At 74.7% G+C, this 15532-nt stretch carries 14 protein-coding genes and 1 riboswitch; of the genes, 7 read left to right on the top strand and 7 right to left on the bottom strand.

Going from position 1 to position 15532, the window contains the following annotated elements; genetic code table 11:
- Position 1: 1 nt before the first annotated feature.
- The 3 genes from ABTZ54_RS12055 to ABTZ54_RS12045 all read right to left on the bottom strand — a co-directional run bounded on the left by ABTZ54_RS12055 (position 2) and on the right by ABTZ54_RS12045 (position 4037).
- A complete protein-coding gene (locus ABTZ54_RS12055) occupies positions 2 to 436 on the bottom strand; it encodes a roadblock/LC7 domain-containing protein (protein WP_351660570.1) in 435 nt (144 codons plus the stop codon).
- A 7-nt stretch (positions 437 to 443) separates the two neighbouring features.
- Positions 444 to 2414 (bottom strand): sensor histidine kinase, encoded by a 1971-nt coding sequence (locus ABTZ54_RS12050; protein WP_351660567.1) that lies wholly within the window; start codon positions 2412 to 2414, stop codon positions 444 to 446.
- Positions 2415 to 2738: 324 nt separating this feature from the next.
- Positions 2739 to 4037, bottom strand: a complete 1299-nt coding sequence (locus tag ABTZ54_RS12045; RefSeq protein ID WP_351660564.1) for an MBL fold metallo-hydrolase — start codon at positions 4035 to 4037, stop codon at positions 2739 to 2741.
- Positions 4038 to 4156: 119 nt separating this feature from the next.
- Between ABTZ54_RS12045 and ABTZ54_RS12040 the strand changes: the two genes are divergently transcribed.
- Both ABTZ54_RS12040 and ABTZ54_RS12035 read left to right on the top strand, forming a co-directional pair.
- The gene (locus ABTZ54_RS12040) at positions 4157 to 5335 is read left to right on the top strand and encodes a glutamate dehydrogenase (RefSeq protein WP_351660561.1); all 1179 of its coding nucleotides are present in this window, start codon (positions 4157 to 4159) and stop codon (positions 5333 to 5335) included.
- Position 5336: 1 nt separating this feature from the next.
- Positions 5337 to 6044 (top strand): TetR family transcriptional regulator C-terminal domain-containing protein, encoded by a 708-nt coding sequence (locus tag ABTZ54_RS12035; protein WP_351660558.1) that lies wholly within the window; start codon positions 5337 to 5339, stop codon positions 6042 to 6044.
- Here ABTZ54_RS12035 and ABTZ54_RS12030 read toward each other — a convergent pair.
- Both ABTZ54_RS12030 and ABTZ54_RS12025 read right to left on the bottom strand, forming a co-directional pair.
- The gene (locus tag ABTZ54_RS12030; RefSeq protein WP_351660555.1) at positions 6029 to 6820 is read right to left on the bottom strand and encodes an SIMPL domain-containing protein; all 792 of its coding nucleotides are present in this window, start codon (positions 6818 to 6820) and stop codon (positions 6029 to 6031) included. The genes ABTZ54_RS12035 and ABTZ54_RS12030 overlap by 16 nt on opposite strands.
- 107 nt (positions 6821 to 6927) lie before the next feature.
- A complete protein-coding gene (locus ABTZ54_RS12025) occupies positions 6928 to 8046 on the bottom strand; it encodes a glycoside hydrolase family protein (protein WP_351660544.1) in 1119 nt (372 codons plus the stop codon).
- A gap of 212 nt (positions 8047 to 8258) precedes the next feature.
- Between ABTZ54_RS12025 and ABTZ54_RS12020 the strand changes: the two genes are divergently transcribed.
- The 5 genes from ABTZ54_RS12020 to ABTZ54_RS12000 are packed head-to-tail and all read left to right on the top strand — an operon-like array spanning position 8259 to position 13429.
- The gene (locus ABTZ54_RS12020) at positions 8259 to 9218 is read left to right on the top strand and encodes an STM4015 family protein (protein ID WP_351660541.1); all 960 of its coding nucleotides are present in this window, start codon (positions 8259 to 8261) and stop codon (positions 9216 to 9218) included.
- Positions 9215 to 10345, top strand: coding sequence for an STM4014 family protein (locus tag ABTZ54_RS12015; RefSeq protein ID WP_351660538.1), 1131 nt, complete (start codon positions 9215 to 9217; stop codon positions 10343 to 10345). The genes ABTZ54_RS12020 and ABTZ54_RS12015 overlap by 4 nt, the downstream gene beginning before the upstream one ends.
- 35 nt (positions 10346 to 10380) lie before the next feature.
- On the top strand, positions 10381 to 11208 hold the full coding sequence (locus ABTZ54_RS12010; RefSeq protein ID WP_351660867.1) for an STM4013/SEN3800 family hydrolase: 828 nt from the start codon (positions 10381 to 10383) through the stop codon (positions 11206 to 11208).
- The gene (locus ABTZ54_RS12005; protein WP_351660536.1) at positions 11205 to 12548 is read left to right on the top strand and encodes an STM4012 family radical SAM protein; all 1344 of its coding nucleotides are present in this window, start codon (positions 11205 to 11207) and stop codon (positions 12546 to 12548) included. Before ABTZ54_RS12010 ends, ABTZ54_RS12005 begins: the two co-directional genes overlap by 4 nt.
- Before the next feature lie 11 nt (positions 12549 to 12559).
- Positions 12560 to 13429, top strand: coding sequence for an STM4011 family radical SAM protein (locus ABTZ54_RS12000; protein ID WP_351660533.1), 870 nt, complete (start codon positions 12560 to 12562; stop codon positions 13427 to 13429).
- On the opposite strand, the gene ABTZ54_RS11995 is transcribed toward ABTZ54_RS12000, so the two are convergent.
- On the bottom strand, positions 13416 to 14210 hold the full coding sequence (locus tag ABTZ54_RS11995) for an SGNH/GDSL hydrolase family protein (protein WP_351660530.1): 795 nt from the start codon (positions 14208 to 14210) through the stop codon (positions 13416 to 13418). The genes ABTZ54_RS12000 and ABTZ54_RS11995 overlap by 14 nt on opposite strands.
- Before the next feature lie 161 nt (positions 14211 to 14371).
- A complete protein-coding gene (locus ABTZ54_RS11990; RefSeq protein WP_351660527.1) occupies positions 14372 to 15349 on the bottom strand; it encodes a peptidoglycan DD-metalloendopeptidase family protein in 978 nt (325 codons plus the stop codon).
- Between the two features lie 4 nt (positions 15350 to 15353).
- A riboswitch (cyclic di-AMP (ydaO/yuaA leader) is annotated at positions 15354 to 15508 on the bottom strand.
- Positions 15509 to 15532 lie beyond the last annotated feature (24 nt).

Raw genomic sequence — 15532 nt, 5'->3', positions numbered from 1 at the left:
CTCACTGTCCCGCACTGCCCGCCGCGCCGGCGGCCTGTCTGGCCGGGGTGACCAGATACGGCCGCACGCTCTTGACGAGCATCGCCATCTCGTACCCGAGGACGGCGGCGTCCGCCTCGCGGCCCGCCAGGACGGCGAGACAGGTGCCGGATCCGGCCGTGGAGACGAAGAGCAGGGTGGAGTCGAGCTCGACCACCACCTGGCGCACCTCGCCGCCGTCGCCGAACCGCGCGCCGGCGCTGCGGCCGAGCGAGTAGAGCCCGGAGGCCAGCGCGGCCATGTGGTCGGCCGCGTCGGGGTCGAGGCCGTGGACGGACTTGACCAGGCCGTCGGAGGAGAGCAGAACGGCGTTACGGGTGTAGGGGACCCGCTGGACCAGACCGCTCAGCAGCCAGTCGAGATCCGAGGAATGGCCGTGCGGCGCATTGCTCGCCATGGTGCATCTACTCCTTGTGCGCGTCGCCTGGACGCAGCGGTTCGCGGGGGGCGGGCTGGGATTCTGCGAGTCCGATGCCGCGCTGGAAGGCGGCCATCAGGCCCGGGTCGTGCAGGGCGTGCTCCTCGGGCTTGCGGGCCGTGGGCTCGTCGCGCAGCTGCGGGACGAGGTGTTCCTGGGCGCGCCGCTTGGGGAGGTCGGGCCTGCCCGATGCTCCGGCGCGCGGGGCCGGGGGGACCTCGGGCGTCGGGGCGGGGAAGGCTCCGCCGGGCCGGGCGGGCTCGGCGTGGCCGGGCTGGGACGGGACACCGGGCAGGCCGGGGGCGGCGGGGGCCGCTTCGGCGTAGACCGGGACGGGCGGGACCGGCGCTCCGTGCGCCTGCCCGTGCCCCTGTGCGTGCATCTGCCCGTGCGCCTGTCCATGCGTCTGCCCGTGGTGCGACGCGTGCGCCTGTGCCTGCGCCGGTACGGGAGCGGGCGGGGGCAGGTACGCGGGCGCGGGGACGGAGGGTGCCACCGGGGCCGGGGCCGGGGCATGGACCGGAACGGGGGCCGGAGCCCCGGCCGGTGCCACCGCCGGGATCGGGGCGGACGCCGGGATCGGAGCGGGCGCGGGGGCGGCCTGGACCTGCGGGTGCGCGGCCTGGACCTGGGCGGTCGCGGCCTGGGGCTGCGGGGCGGCGGCCGGGGTGCCGGCCGCGCTCCGGTTCTCGGTGCGGGCCAGCCCCTCGGGGTCGGCGCCGAGGAGTCCCTGCGGCAGGACCAGGACGGCCTGGACGCCGCCGTAGATGTTCGACTGGAGCCGGACGGCGATGCCGTGGCGCCGGGCGAGGGCCGAGACCACGAAGAGGCCGATGCGCCCGTCCTGGAGCAGGTGCGCGACGTTGACCTGGTCGGGGTCGGCGAGCAGGGCGTTCATCTTGTTCTGCTCGGTGACGGGCATGCCCAGGCCGCGGTCCTCGACCTCGATGGCCAGGCCGGCCGTGACGTACTGGGCGCGCAGCAGCACCGTGGTGTGCGGAGCGGAGAACAGGGTGGCGTTCTCGACCAGTTCGGCGAGCAGGTGGATGACGTCGGCCACGGCATGGCCCCGCAGCGTACCGTCGATCGGCGGGACCAGCTTCACCCGCGGGTACTGCTCGACCTCGGCGATGGAGGAGCGCAGCACCTCGGTCATGGTGACCGGGTTGGACCACTGGCGGCGGGAGATGGCGCCGCCGAGGACGGCGAGGTTCTCCGCGTGCCGCCGGATGCGGGTCGCGAGGTGGTCGACGTGGAACAGGCCCTTGAGCAGCTCGGGGTCCTCGACCTCGTTCTCCAGCTCGTCGAGGAGCTGGATCTCGCGGTGGACGAGGGACTGGAGCCGGCGGGCGAGGTTCACGAAGACCTCGACCTTCTGTTCGTTTCCGACGCTGCTGGAGAGCCGCGAGGCCTGCACCACCGCGCTGACGGCGGCTTCGTGAGAGCGCGTCAGTTCCCCTGCGAGCAGGTCGAATTCATCACTCGATCCAGTGCCGGCCGGGATCGCGGGGCGGGTCTCCGGCGTCTCGCCCCTGCGCAACTGTTCGACGACCGCACGCAGTTCGCTCTGCCCTCGGGCACTGGTGCGGCGCAGCGCGTTGGCGCGGTCGAGGACCGTCTTGGCGGCCCGGTCGGCGCCGAGCGCGGCGGCGGTCACCGAGGCGACGGTGAGCGCGGCGGCTCCGGTGAGCGCGGCCCACAGGCCCGGCGTGACCTCGGCCCCGGTGGAGCGGATGGTGAAGAGCACGGCGGCCGCGCCGCCGAGCGCGACCGCGACGGCCGGGAGCACGGAGGTACGCAGGAGTTGGGGGCGTATGCGCGCCTCGCTGGAAAGCGGCGCGGGGGACGAGACGGAGCCGGCGCCGGTCTGACCGGCGGCGCTGCGGGCGCCCGGCCGGCCGTGGCGCCCGCCCTCGCGGCGTTCGGACCGCGGGGCGGGTGCGCGAAGTTGAGACATGAGTGTCCTTGGTACGTGCCCAGGAATCGGCGTACTACGGGGGTGCGCTAGGGGGAGGATTGCTGCGTGGGTGTGATGAGACTACCGATGATCACCAAGCACCCACTGTAGAGGTCAACCGTTCATGTGCGGTGCGCAGTTGGCAAACTTACCCCGTCGGGAGCCCAAGTCTGCTAGCACCCCTCGCACGACAGGCCGAGACCTGTCGGCCGAAACTCGCCGCACCCGGTACCGGAGGCGGGAACGGAAGAGGGCGGAGGCGTGTGCACGCCTCCGCCCTCCGTGGAATTCGCCCGCGACCGGAATCCGATGCGGGGGCGCGGACTAGGGAGTGGGAGCGGTCTCCTGCGCGCTCCGGCCGCTGTCCGCGCGCCGTCCGCCGGTCACGTCGACCCCGTCGGCGCCGCCCGCGTTCGCGTTCGCGTCGGTCACGCCGGTCGCTCCGGTCGCGCCGGTGCGCGCCCCCTGCCGGTCGGCGCCGCCCGCGGCGCCCCAGCCGCCCTCGGGGGCGTGCGCGACCGCCCGCCACCATGGGGCGTCGGGCAGCGTCGCCGCGCCGGGCTCGAAGGGCTCGCCGGGCCGGGGCAGCGCGAGCGGCTGGCCGGCCTCCGTACCGGCGGCGACGGTGCCCTCGCCCGGCTCGGCCCACGGGTGCGGGGCGAGGTTGAAGGTGCCCCAGTGGATGGGCAGCATGACGCCGTGCGGGCGGCCGCCCTGGAGGTCGAGGTGGGCGCGCACGCCTTCGGCGGGGGTCATGTGGATGTCGGGCCAGTACTCGGAGTAGGCGCCGATCTGGATCATGGTGACGTCGAAGGGGCCGTGGGCGGCGCCGATGTCCTCGAAACCGGAGAAGTAGCCGGTGTCGCCGCTGTGGTAGATCCGGTGCGCGGGCCCCTCGACGGTCCAGGAGGCCCACAGGGTGTGCTGCTGGTTGCGCAGGCCCCGGCCGCAGAAGTGGCGGGCGGGGGTCGCGGTGAGCCGCAGGTCGCCGACCTCGGTGGACTCGTTCCAGTCCAGCTCGCGCAGCCGGGAGGCGGGCACGCCCCAGTGCTCCAGGTGGGCGCCGACGCCCAGCGGCACCGCGAAGAGGGTGTCCGTGCCGGCCAGCGCCTTGATCGTCGGCAGGTCCAGGTGGTCGTAGTGGTCGTGGGAGATCACGACGACGTCGACGGGACCGAGGGCCGCCAGCGGTACGGGCACGGGGTGCAGGCGCTTGGGTCCCGCGAAGGCGAAGGGCGAGCAGCGGTCGCCCCAGACGGGGTCGAAGAGGACCCGGCGGCCGTCGATCTCGGCGAGGACGCTGGAGTGCCCCATCCAGGTGATCCGGAGCCCGGAGGCGGGCGGCCGGGCCAGGTCGGCGAGGGTGGTCGGGTGGACGGGGATCGCGCCGGTGGGGGCTCGGCGCGCCCGCGCCTCCTTCTCGAAATAGATCTTCGCGAACTCCATCGTGGAGCCGGACGGCCGGTGCCGGGCCTCCTCGGGGTTCCGGAACACGCCGTCCGCGAAGTTCGGGGACCGGCGGATGCGCGCCAGGCGCTCGCCCGTCGGGTCGGCGCCGAAGGCCTCGGGGCGCAGCGCGCGCAGCCGTGCCCGCAGTGAGTGGTCGGGGCCAGTGCCGGTCACAGGACCTCCTGAAAGTCGAGGATCTTTTCATTATGGGCGGCCCGTGGCATCCGGCGCCCGGACGATCGGCGATACTGAACGGCCATTCAGTAGGACCGGGAGTACCGAGGAGTACGCCGATGAGCACCGCCCCGCTGTTGAGCGTCGGATGGACCGATCACGTGACGGGCCGCCGCGGCCATCTGGTCGTGGACCGGCTGGTGCGCGGGGTGGCCAGCGGCGGCCTGCGGATGCGCGAGGGGTGCACGGCCGAGGAGGTCGCCGGGCTCGCGCGCGGAATGACCATGAAGGAGGCCCTGCACTACGACCCGTCGGCCCGCTACGTGCCGCTGGGCGGCGCCAAGGGCGGCATCGACTGCGATCCGCGGTCCCCCGAGGCGTACGGCGTGCTGGTGCGCTACCTGCGGGCGATGCGTCCGTACATCGAGCGCTTCTGGACCACCGGCGAGGACCTGGGTCTGACGCAGGACCTGGTGGACCGGGCGGCGGCCGAGGCGGGGCTCGTCTCCTCGATCCAGGCGGTGTACCCGCTGCTCGACGACGAGGCCGCGGCCCGCGCACGGCTCGCCGACGCGTTCGCCCTGGAGGTGGACGGGATCGGCCTGGACGAGCTCGTCGGCGGCTGCGGCGTCGCCGAGGCGGCCCTGGCGGCCCTGGACCGCGCGGGGACGCCGTACGCCGGCGCGCGGGTCTCGGTGCAGGGCTTCGGGACGATGGGCGGCGCCACCGCGCGCTTCCTGGCCCGGGCGGGCCTGCGGGTGGTGGCCGTGGCCGACGTGAAGGGCACGATCGTGAACCCGGACGGCCTGGACGTCGAGGCGCTGCTCGCGGCGCGCGACGCGCACGGCGCGGTGGACCGGGCGGTGCTGCGGCCCGGGGACCGCGAGGAGGCCGGGGACGCGTGGCTCGCAGCGGACGCGGAGGTGCTGGTCCCGGCGGCCGTCTCGTACGCCGTGGACGCGGCGGGCCAGGAGCGGGTGCGGGCCCGGCTGATCGTCGAGGCGGCCAACATGCCGGTGCTCCCGGAGGCCGAGCGGCTGCTCGCGGCGCGCGGGGTCACCGTCCTGCCGGACGTCGTCGTCAACTCCGGTACGAACGCCTGGTGGTGGTGGACGCTCTTCGGCGACGTCGAGGCGGACGCGGAGGCGGCCTTCGACCGGGTCAGGCGGGCGATGCGGGAGCTCGTGGGCCTGATGCTGGACCGGGCGGAGGCGGACGGCACGACCCCGCGCGCCGCGGCGCACGCGCTGGTGGAGGAACGGCTGCCGGTGATCGCCGAGCGGTACGGCTGGTACTGACGTGGCGAGGGCGCGGTGGGACGTGGCGGAGCGGCGCGAGGCGCTGCTGCGGGCGGCGGTCGGCCGGATCGAGGCCAAGGGTGTCGCGGCGGTGCGGGTCGCGGACGTGGCGGCGGAGCTCGGGGTCAGCAGCGCGCTGGTCCTGTACCACTTCGCGACCAAGGAACAGCTGGTCGCGGCGGCCTTCGCCCACGCGGCCGAGCGGGACCTGGCCCGGCTGCGCAGGGTGCTGGACCGCCGGACCACCGCGGTGCGCCGCCTGCGCGCGGCGGTCCGCTGGTACGCGCCGACCGGCCAGGCCAAGGGCTGGCGCCTGTGGATCGAGGGCTGGGCGGCGTCCCTGCGCGACCCGGCGCTGCGCGAGGTCGCCGCGTCGCTCGACCGGGAGTGGAAGGCCGCGCTGGCCCGGGTGATCGCCGAGGGCACCGCGTCCGGGGAGTTCACCTGCCCCGACCCGGCCGCGTCGGCCTGGCGCCTCACCGCCTTCCTGGACGGCCTGGCGGTCCAGACGACGGCGTACGCCGGCTCGCTCCCCCGCGCGACGATGCTGGAGTGGGCGGACGGGGCGCTCGCGCGGGAGCTGGGGCTCGGGTCGCTCGACGGGGCGGGTGCGGGGGCGGGAACGGGCGCGCCCCCGGCGCCGGCCCTCCCCAGCCATCCGCCCCGGCGCGACGCCGCCCCTCCCGCCCCGCCTCAGACCAGCTCGTAGACCGCCGTGACCGTCACATGCTCCTCGATCTCGCCGGGCGCGAGAGGGACGCTGTCGCCACCGTCGGCGGGGGCGCTCGGGGCCGCGCCGGGGCCGGGGCGGACGCTCTCGCCCTCGGTGAGGGAGACCAGCCGGCCGAGGCGGTGGCCGCTGAGGCTCGCGTGCTGGGCGGCCTTGTCGTGGGCGTCGCGGAAGGCGGCCTCGCGGGCCTTGGCGCGCAGGGCGGTCGGGTCGGAGACGTCGAAGGAGACGCCGTTGACGCGCCCCGCGTCCCCGGTGGCGTCGCTGACCGCGCCGACGACCTGCCCGGCCTTGTCGATGTCCCGGACCTTCACCGAGAAGCTCTGGCCGGCCTGATAGCCCGTCACCTTGCTCTCGCCCTCGGCGGTCTGGGTGTAGACCGGCGAGAGGGACAGGCTCTCGGTGCGGACGTCCCGGTCGGCGATGCCCTGCTGCCGCAGGGCGTCGAGGAGCGCCTTGGCCGCCGTGTTCTGCGCGGCCATCGCCTCCTTGGCGGTCTTGCGGGTCGCCTCGACGCCGACCGAGACCACGGCGATGTCGGGCGCGGCGGCCGCCCGGCCGCTCCCGCCGACCGTGACGGTGGTGGGCGCGGGGGCCCGTACGGCGGTGGGGCGGGCCGTCCCCCCGGGCGCGGCGGCGACGGCGGGGGCCGCGGCGCCGAGCAGCAGTCCGCCGAGGGCGGCGCCGGCGGCGAGCGCGCGCACGGTACGGACGCGGGTGCGGGCGGTCGTGCTTCCGGGGCGACGGGGCGTCATGGGCGGTCCCTTCGGGGATGGTTGTCGGCGCGCACATCCCACCAGGCCCCGCCCCCAGGGGCGCAGCGCCACTCCTTGGGCGCCCGCGTCCTTCACCTCTCCGGACGTCAGCAGGCGAGCGCGAGCGGCGGGCGCCACACCTTTCCGTCGCCCGCGACGCCGGGTGCGGGGGTGTAGGAGAGCGGGACGAGGTGGGTGGGGGCGGTGGCCTCGTTGCGGGTGCCGAGCCAGAGGTCGATGATCTGCCAGGGCTGTCCGTCGAGGACGGTCACGGTGCGCGGCTGGCCGCCGCAGCTGTTGCCGTTGAAGACGCGGCGCCCGTTCGCGGGCGCGCCCCAGCCCACGTTGCGCGGGGCGGTCCAGCCCGAGTACAGCGAGGGCGCGGTGGCGTAGCCGATCGGGGTGCCCGCGCAGTAGCCGCAGGCGGGGTCGGCGTAGGTGAGGACGTACCGGCGTGCGAGGGGGTCCCACCAGCCGCCCGGGCCCTCGATGTGCCCCAGTCCCGCGACCTTGCGGACGCCGAGGCCCGTGCCGCCGTTGCCCCACTGGTCGAGCTCCTCGATGTTGAGCTGCGCGGTGCCGGGCAGGGTGCAGACGAGGGCGGGCCGGCCGCCGGGGCTGCCGGACTGGATGAAGCCGAAGTCGCCGTTGCCGACGCAGATCGTGAGCGCGGGCTTGTGGTACGAGCCGTTGGGGCTGACGCCGCGTCCGCACGGTCCGGCCGCGGAGGCGCAGCCCATCGTGTTGTAGGCGTTCGCCCCGTTGATGGAGTAGTGCCGGGGGCTGTTGAACCAGAGGACGAAGACGCCGTCGTCGGGGCCCCATCCGGTGCGGCGGACCATGCGCGGGTTGAAGCAGCCCTGGCCGGTGCCGCCGCAGGTGGTCTGCCAGGAGTCGTCGGTCCACGGGTCGATCGTGGTGGGGTCGAACAGCGCCTTGGGGGTGCTCCACGGCCCCTGCGGCGTGGGCGCGGTGGAGACGCCGAAGCCGCACCAGGGGGTGTTGGCCACGTTCCACTCGAAGCCGCAGGCGTACATGGAACCGTACATGTAGTAGGTGTCGCCGAACCGGGCGATCTGGGTGTCGTGCAGGTCGACCCCCGAGATGGTGAACGAGGGCGGGAGCGGGGCGCGCGCGGGCGCGGCGCCCGCGGCGGGGGCCGGGGCGAGCAGCGCGGCCACGGCGAGCACGAACAGCAGGGCGGTGAGGGCGTGACGGACGGGCACGGAAGGCCTCCCCTCCTCTCGGGCCGGGGACACCGGTCGACACTCAACAGGAAGATCAGTTCCGATGATTATCTGACGAATCATCGGATGTCGTCCCTGACACGCCCGCGTCCACGGACGTCATCCCGCCACCCCCGTTGTCAGTGCCCCTTGGTAGAACTTCTCGCATCAGCCGATCAACGCCTGCCCGGCGTGCGGAGTATGGAGCGCTCATGACCATTGGGGTTCACCTGCAGGAGTTCCACGGCCTGCCCGTGTTCGAGTTCCCGGAGCCGGACGTCGCGGTCGAGCTGCCCGACCCCGCGACCGTGGCCTGGCGGCTCTCCGCGCCCACGTACGCCGACCCGGGGGACGAGACCTGGGAGCCGCTGTTCGAGCGCTTCCTGGCGACGGTGGACACCGGCCGGGTGCGGGCCGTGGTCGTCGGCGGCTGGGAGGAGGCGTACGACACCTCCTCCGCGTCGATCGTGAAGGCGCTGATCGGCGCGAACGACCGGCTCACCGGACTGGAGGCGGTGTTCCTCGGCGACATGACCAGCGAGGAGTGCGAGATCTCCTGGATCATCCAGTCCGACGTCACCCCGCTGCTCGCCGCCTACCCGGGCCTGCTGGCGCTCGGCGTGCGCGGCGGCAGCGGGCTGGTGTTCCCGCCCGTGCGGCACACCGCGCTGCGCGCCCTGGTGCTGGAGTCCGGCGGCCTGGGCGCCGAGGTCGTGCGGGGCGTCGCGGCCAGCGAGCTGCCCGCCCTGGTCCATCTGGAGCTGTGGCTCGGCACCGAGGAGTACGGGGCGGACGCGACCCCCGCCGACCTGGAGCCGATCCTGACCGGGGCCCGGCTGCCCGCGCTGCGGCGGCTCGGGCTGCGCGACAGCCACATCCAGGACGTGGTCGCCGCCGCCGTGGCCACCGCCCCGGTCGTCGCCCGCCTGGAGGAGCTCGACCTGTCCCTGGGCGTGCTCACCGACGCGGGCGCGGAGGCGCTGCTCGCCGGGCAGCCGCTGACCCATCTACGCCGCCTCGGACTGGCCCACCACTACCTGTCGCCGGAGACCGCCGAGCGGCTGACCGCCGCGCTCGCCCCGCACGGGGTGACGGTCGACCTCGACGACGCGCAGGTGCCGGAGGACGACGGCGACGGCGAGCTCTACCGGTACGTGGCGGTCGCCGAGTGAGCACCGCCCCGCCCCTCGCCGTCGTCGGCAACCCGGAGGGCCGCCGGGTGCGGCTCTTCCTGGACGCGGCGCTCGCCGCCGGGCTGCCCCGGCCGCGGGTCGTGCCGTGGCTCGACGTGCTGCGGGGCGGGGCCCGCTTCCACCCCGGGGAGCTGGTGCGGCTCGACTCGCCCGGCGAGGAGCCGGAGGTCGACCGGCTGCTGAGGGGCGTGCCGGAGCCGACCCGGGTCGAGGGCACGGGACGGTGGTACGCGCGCTTCGTCGCGGCGGTGCGCGGGCTCGCCGCCACCGTGCGCGAGGACGGCGCCGTCCTCCTGGGCGACCCGGACGAGCTCGCCGTCCTCTTCGACAAGCGGCTCGGGCACGCCCGGCTCCTCGCCGCCGGCGTCCCCGTGCCGCACGCGCCGACCTCGGGCGCGGCCGCCCCGCCCGTACGGGGCTGGGCGGACGTGCGCGCGCTGACGGCCGGTCAGGGGATGCGCCGGGTCTTCGTGAAGCCGGCGCACGGCTCCTCGGCCTCCGGGGTGCTCGCCCTGGAGACGGCCGCCTCGGGCCGGATCCAGGCCACCACCTCGGTCGAGCTGCGCGCCGACGGGCGTCTCCACAACTCGCTGCGGGTGCGCCGCTACACGACCGAGCGCGAGGTCGCCGCCGCCGTGGACGCGCTCGCCCCGGACGGCCTGCACGTGGAGCGCTGGCTGCCCAAGGCCTCGCTCGGCGGGCGCTCGGCCGACCTGCGGGTCGTGGTCGTCGACGGCCGCGCCACCCACGCCGTCGTGCGCACCAGCCGCTCCCCCATGACCAATCTGCATCTGGGCGGCGCCCGGGGCGACCTGGACGCGGCGCGGGCCGCGATCGGCGCGGCGGGCGGGCGCTTCGCCGACGCCCTGGAGGTCTGCGAGCGGGCCGCCGCCGCCTTCCCCCGCACCCGCTGCGTGGGCGTCGACCTGCTGCCCGCCACCGGCTGGCGCCGCTTCGCGGTGGGCGAGGTCAACGCCTTCGGCGACCTGCTGCCCGGCCTCACCGGCCTCCCCGGGAGCGGGGCGGAGGGCCTGGACACCTACGCGACCCAGGTCGCCGCCTACGTACGCACCCCCCGCCCGACAGGAACGAGCCCCCGACCGTGACCCCGCCCACGCCCACGCCCCCACCCCCACTGGACATGAACCGGATCGTCGGCCGTCACGATCTGCTCCTCGTCACCCTGGACACCCTGCGGTACGACGTGGCGGCCGAGCTCGCCGCCGAGGGCCGCATCCCGAACCTGGCGCGCCATCTGCCCGGCGGCGTCTGGGAGCGCCGGCACGCGCCCGGCAGCTTCACCTACGCCTCCCACCAGGCGATCTTCGCGGGCTTCCTGCCCACCCCGGCCTCGCCGGGACCGCACCCGAGGCTCTTCGCCGCGTCGTTCGCCGGCAGCGAGACCACCGCCGACGGCACCTATGTCTTCCACGAGACGCCCGACCTGGTGTCGGCGCTGGCCCACGAGGGCTACCGGACCGTGTGCGTGGGCGGGGTCGGCTTCTTCAACCGGCGGCCGCCGCTCGGCACGGTGCTGCCGGGGCTCTTCCAGGAGAGCCACTGGGAGCCCTCGTTCGGGGTCGCCTCGCCGACCTCCTTCGAGTCCCAGGTGGCGCGCGCCGAGGAGATCGTCGCCGCCCTCCCCCACGACCGGCGCCTCTTCCTCTTCGTGAACGTCGCCGCCCTGCACCAGCCGAACTGGTTCCACCAGCCGGGCGCGACCAGCGAGGCGGGCGACTCCCGGGCCACCCACGCCGCCGCCCTGGAGTACGTCGACCGGCACATCGGGCGCCTGTTCGCCGCCATGAGCAGCCGCCGCGACTGCTTCGCCGTCGTCTGCTCGGACCATGGCACCGCGTACGGGGACGACGGCTTCACCGGGCACCGGCTCGGCCATGAGAGCGTATGGAATGTGCCGTATGCACATTTCATCCTGCCTGGCCCGGACAGCATGGAGAACACCGCATGACCCGCTCGACCGAGACCCCGCGCCCCTACCGGAGTTACGTCTACGCCTACCCGCACAAGACCGCGTACCGCCCGCTGCCCGAGCGGCCCCCGCTCGACGCGCTCTGGGCCGACGAGCCGAAGGACGCGCTCTCCCTCTACGCCCACATACCGTTCTGCGAGGTCCGCTGCGGCTTCTGCAACCTCTTCACCCGGATCGGCGCCCCCGGCGAGCTGACCACCCGCTATCTCGACGCGCTGGACCGGCAGGCCGTGGCGGTGCGCGAGGCGCTGGGGGACGCGGCGCCGGTGCGGTTCGCCACGGCGGCGTTCGGCGGCGGCACGCCCACGTATCTGAGCGCCGCCGAGCTGGAGCGGCTGTGCGACATCGCCGAGCTGCGGATGGGGGCCGATCTGCGGGCGGTGCCGCTGTCCGTGGAGACCTCCCCGGCCACGGCCACCGCCGACCGGCTCGCGGTCCTCGCCGAGCGGGGCGCGACCCGGCTGAGCATCGGGGTGCAGAGCTTCGTCGAGGAGGAGGCCAGGGCGGCCGTGCGCCCGCAGCGCCGGGCGGACGTCGAGGCGGCCCTCGGCCGGATCCGGGACACCGGCGTCCCGGTCCTCAACATCGACCTGATCTACGGCATCGACGGCCAGACCGAGACGTCCTGGCGCCGCTCGCTCGACGCCGCGCTCGGCTGGCGGCCCGAGGAGCTCTATCTCTACCCGCTGTACGTCCGCCCGCTCACCGGCCTCGGCCGGCAGCCGCGGGGCCTGGACGCCGACCGGGAGTGGGACGAGCTGCGGCTGCGGCTCTACCGGTACGGCCGGGACCACCTCCTCGCCCGCGGCTACCGGCAGGTGTCGATGCGCATGTTCCGGCGCGCGGACGCGCCCGCGCTCGGACCCGACGACCACGCCTGCCAGACCGACGGCATGATCGGCCTCGGCTGCGGCGCCCGCTCGTACACCTCGCGGCTGCACTACTCCTTCGACTACGCGGTCGGCACCCGCGAGATCCGCTCGATCATCGACGCGTACACGGAGACGGCCGACTTCTCCCGGGCCGAGGTGGGCCGCCCGACCGACGCCGACGAGGCCCGCCGCCGCCATCTGCTGCAGTCGCTGCTCCAGGCCGAGGGCATGGCGGGCGCCGACTACGCGGACCGCTTCGGCAGCTCGCCCTTCGCGGACTTCCCGGCCGAGCTCGCCCGCTTCGAGGAGCTGGGCTGGCTGGACACGGACGCGCCCGGCGGGCTGCTGCGGCTCTCCCCGGAGGGGCTCGCGCACTCGGACGGGCTCGGCCCCGAGCTGTTCTCCCCGGCGGTGCGGGCCGCGATGGCCGCGTACGAGGCGAAGTAGCGGGGCCCGGGATGGATCTGACCCTGCTCTACCGGGGCCCGCTGGCCTCCTGCGACTACGACTGTCCGTACTGCCCGTTCGCCAAGCGCCGCGACAGCCGCGAGACGCTGACGGCGGACCGGGCCGCCCTGGAGCGCTTCGCCGGCTGGGCGGCGGACCGGCGGGAGGACCGGCTGCGCATCCTCTTCACCCCGTGGGGCGAGGGCCTGGTGCGCTCCTGGTACCGGCGGACCCTGGTCGAGCTCTCCCGGCTGCCGCACGTGGAGCGGGTGGCGATCCAGACCAACCTGAGCTGCCGTACGGAGTGGCTGGCGGAGGCCGACCCGGACACGGTGGCGCTCTGGTGCACGTACCACCCGGGTCAGACCCCGTACGAGCGCTTCCTCGGCAAGTGCCGCGCGCTCGCGGAGCAGGGCATCCGCTTCAGCGTAGGGATCGTCGGCCTGCCGGAGCACCTGGCCGCCGCGCGGCGGCTGCGCGCCGAGCTGCCGGCCGGCGTCTACCTGTGGGTGAACGCGGCGGAGGGCCACACCTACACCGACGGGGAGGCCGAGGACTGGACGGCCCTCGACCCCCTCTTCCCGTACAGCCGGCATCCGCACCGCTCGGCCGGGCTGCCGTGCCGCACCGGCGAGTCGGTCGTCTCGGTGGACGGCGACGGGACGGTGCGGCGCTGCCACTTCGTCAGGGCCGAGCTGGGCAACCTCTACGACGGCTCGTACCGGACCGCGCTGCGCCCGCGCCCCTGCCCGCTCGCCGTCTGCGACTGCCACATCGGCTACGTCCATCTGGAGACGCTGCCGCTGTACGACGTGTTCGCCGGCGGCGTCCTGGAGCGGATACCGGCCGGCCGCCCGGAGCCGCCGCCTACAGGGGCATGAGGTCGGGGCGCTTGGCCTCGACGTGGTCCCCCGAGCTCTCGCCGCGCAGGCGGCGCCCGATCCACGGGACCAGGTACTCCTTCGCCCAGTGGATGTCGTCCTTGCGGACCTCCAGGGTGCCGCGCGGCGGCCGCGGCGGCCACGCCTGGTCCGGGTCGGCCGGCACCGGCATGCCGAGGACCTGGGCGGCGCGCAGCGCGACCCGGGTGTGCCCCTCGGCCGACAGGTGGAGCCGGTCGTCGTCCCAGGCGCGCCGGTCCTGGACGGACTTCAGCGACCACAGGTCGAGCACCGGGCAGTCGTAGCGGTCGGCGATGGACCGGACATGGGCGGTGTACGTGGCGATCTTCCCGCGCAGGTGCTTCAGGACGGGCACGTCACGTGTGTCGAAGCCGGTCGTCACCATGACGGTGCCCACGGCGGAGGTCAGGTCGGCGACGGCGCGCTCGAAGCGCTCGGCGACGTCGTCGGGGTCGGTGCCGGGGCGGATGATGTCGTTGCCGCCGGCGCAGAAGGTCACCAGGTCGGGGGCGAGTTCCTTCGCCCTCGGGACCTGCTCGGCGACGATCTGGTCCAGAAGGCGCCCCCGCACCGCCAGGTTGGCGTAGCGGAAGGCGTCGTTCTCCGGCAGCTGGTCGGCGAGCAGCACCGCGAAGCGGTCCGCCCATCCGACGTACGTCCCGTCGGGGCCGGGGTCTCCGACGCCCTCCGTGAAGCTGTCACCGATCGCCGCGTACGACCCGAATGCGTTCTTGTCTCTTGTTCTCGAATCGTCTGCCACGGGAGCTCATCTTTCCCTTACGGATGTGACCTACGCGACCGTAAGGAGGGGTTGACGGCGGGTGACATATGCCACCGATAAAGATTCCGCCAAGCCGGAATACGCCGGAGGCCCGGCACATGGGTGCCGGGCCTCCGGGGTGAATCCGTGCAATTCCGGGGTCAGACGCTGACGCCGTGCTGGCGCAGGGCGGCCAGCGGGTCGATGTCGGAGCCGTACTCCGGCCCGGTGCGGATCTCGAAGTGCAGGTGCGGGCCGGTGACGTTGCCGGTCGCGCCGGAGAGGCCGATCTGCTGGCCGCCGGTGACGGTCTGACCGGCGGAGACGGAGATCGAGGACAGGTGGGCGTACTGCGAGAAGGTGCCGTCGGCGTGCTGGATGACGACCTGGTTGCCGTACGCGCCGCCGTCGCCGGCGGAGTAGACGGTGCCCGGGCCGACCGCGCGGACGGTGGTGCCGGTGGAGGCGATGAAGTCGACGCCGGTGTGGTAGCCGGAGGACCACATCGAGCCGGAGGCGCGGTACGGGGTGGAGACGCCGCCGCCGGCGATGGGGGTGACCCAGCCGGTGGAGGAGGTCTGGCCGGCCGAGGAGGACGCCGAGGACGACGACGAGGAGGAAGCGGCCGAGGAGGACGACGACGAGGAAGACGAAGAGGAGGACGCCGAGGCGCGCTCGCTGCCGCGCGAGGCGCGGGTGTCGTCACCGGTGCTCTGCGCGGGGGCGGCGGCCTTCGGCGTGTGCGCCGTGGCGGTGCCCTTGGCGCCGAGGGTGAGCTTCATGCCGGGGAGGATCAGCGAGGGGTCCTCGCCGACGACCTGGCGGTTGTCGCGGTAGAGCTTCTGCCAGCCGCCGGTGAGCCTGTGCTCACTGGCGATCTTGGACAGGTAGTCGCCACGGACGACGGTGTACGCCTTCGGGGCGGCGGCGGGAGCGGCGGCCGGGGCCTGGGCGGGGGTCGCGGCGGCGACGGTGACGGCCTGCGGGGCCTTCGCGACCGGGGCGGCCTGCTCGGCGGCGTGCGCGCCGGTCGCGCCGATGAGCGGCAGGGCGACGACGGCGCCACCGGTGCCTGCGGCGACGAATCCGCGGGTGATCGGGTTGGCCTTGGGACGGCGGTGCTTACCCTTCGCGGGCATGGCGGATTCCTCTCCGTCGCCTGCGAGGTGAGCTGTCGGGTTCGGACTGGAGATGTCCGGCCGCGTGGTCGCGCGGCTTCACCCCGAGCCGTCCTTCTTCGAGGGATCGGCGTAGTACCTGGGTCCCCCGCTCCTGCCTTGTACGGGTGGTGTGCGGATTCCGGTCGGCGGCAGGATTAGGCG

Origin of the sequence: Streptomyces sp. NPDC094032, from assembly GCF_040303965.1 — a bacterium.
Classification (GTDB): Bacteria; Actinomycetota; Actinomycetes; order Streptomycetales; family Streptomycetaceae; genus Streptomyces.
This window is presented reverse-complemented; position numbering and strand designations above follow the sequence as displayed.